Here is a 1,509-nt window from a genome sequence, read left to right as displayed (position 1 = left end):
CAGCTTCGGCTGGCGTGAGGCCAGCCACTCGGCCAGCTTGTCGGCGTGGTCCTCGGGGAAGTCCGCCAGGTCGCCGGCTTTAGCGCGGTCCAGATCGGCCAGCAGGGTGTCGACCGTCTCCTGGGAGTCCTTCTTATTCGTGCCGATGACACCCGTCGGGCCGCGCTTGATCCATCCGGCGACGTATTCGTTGCGGCTTCCCTCCACCCGGCCGGCGGTATTGGGGATGGTCGCGGTCTTGTCGTCGAACGGCAGTCCCGGCGTGGGCATACCTCGGTAGCCGACCGACCGCACCACCAGCTGAACCGGCAGTTCCTCGCGCTCGCCGGTGTCCTTTGCGGACACCCGGCCGCTGTCGTCGTTGACCAGTTCGTTGCGGCCCAGCACGATGCTCTCCACTTTGCCGTCGCCCTTGATCTCGATCGGCGAAGTCATGAACCGGAACACGATTCGACGATGGCCGGGCCGTGGCGCGCGCCCGGCGTAATCGCGCAACACCTTGATGTTCAGCTTCGTCGTCTTGTCCGCGGCGGCCTCGTCGTCAGCTGTGATGCCCTCCAGCTGCGCTGGATCGACGATCACGTCGACGCCCTCCAGATCCGCCAGCTCGCGCAACTCCAGCGTGGTGAACGCGGTCTGCAGCGGCCCGCGTCGCCCGATCACCACCACTTCCTCCACACCACACGGCCGCAGCGAATCCAGGGCGTGGTCGGCGATGTCGGTGCGTGCGAGCACATCGGGATCGGTCACCAGGATGCGCGCGACGTCCAGGGCGACGTTGCCGTTGCCGACGACGACGGCCCGGGCGCCCGACAGGTCCGGGCCGGGTTCTTGGAAGTGCGGGTGCGCGTTGTACCAACCCACGAATTCGACGGCGGCCATGCTGCCGGGCAGGTCCTCGCCGGGAATCTTCAGCGACCGGTCGGACTGCGCCCCGACGGCGTAGACCACGGCGTCGTAGCGTTCGGTGAGCTCACCGGGCAGCACGTGCTCACCGACCACGACGTTGCCGAAGAATCGGAAGCGCGGATCCTCGGCGGTCTTTTCGAACTGCTTGCTGATCGACTTGATCTTCGGGTGGTCGGGCGCGACGCCGGAGCGCACCAGCCCCCACGGGGTGGGCAGCATTTCCAGCATGTCGACGGCCATATCGAGGTCCTCGGCCGCGTCGGCCGCCTTGAGCAGGGCTGACGCGGCGAAGAATCCCGACGGTCCGGAGCCGACGATTGCAACGTGGTATGGGCGCATACTCGACCTTCTATTCGTGCCCGGTGAGCGCGGGGGCTGTCGGCGCGCAGTGCGGGGCGCACATGATCGTGATTCGATGCTAAACGCATGACCGCTGGTCGTGGGCGGGGCACTCGCCGGGAGACGAGGTGCCCGGCGGGCCCCGGTAACGTTGTCGGCTGTGGAACCCGACCGTCAAGCCGATATCGCCGCCCTTGACTCCACCCTGACCACGGTGGAGCGGGTGCTCGATGTGGACGGTCTGCGCAGCCGCATCGAGAA

At 67.3% G+C, this 1,509-nt stretch carries 1 protein-coding gene; it reads right to left on the bottom strand.

Annotated elements, in window-relative coordinates; translation table 11 throughout:
• Nucleotides 1–1,248: FAD-dependent oxidoreductase (locus tag A9X04_RS21430; RefSeq protein WP_067924746.1), on the bottom strand; the 1,248-nt coding region annotated here is incomplete at its 3' end.
• Nucleotides 1,249–1,509: the final 261 nt, after the last annotated feature.

This window comes from Mycobacterium sp. E3247, from assembly GCF_001667785.1.
Taxonomy (GTDB): domain Bacteria; phylum Actinomycetota; class Actinomycetes; order Mycobacteriales; family Mycobacteriaceae; genus Mycobacterium.
This window is presented reverse-complemented; position numbering and strand designations above follow the sequence as displayed.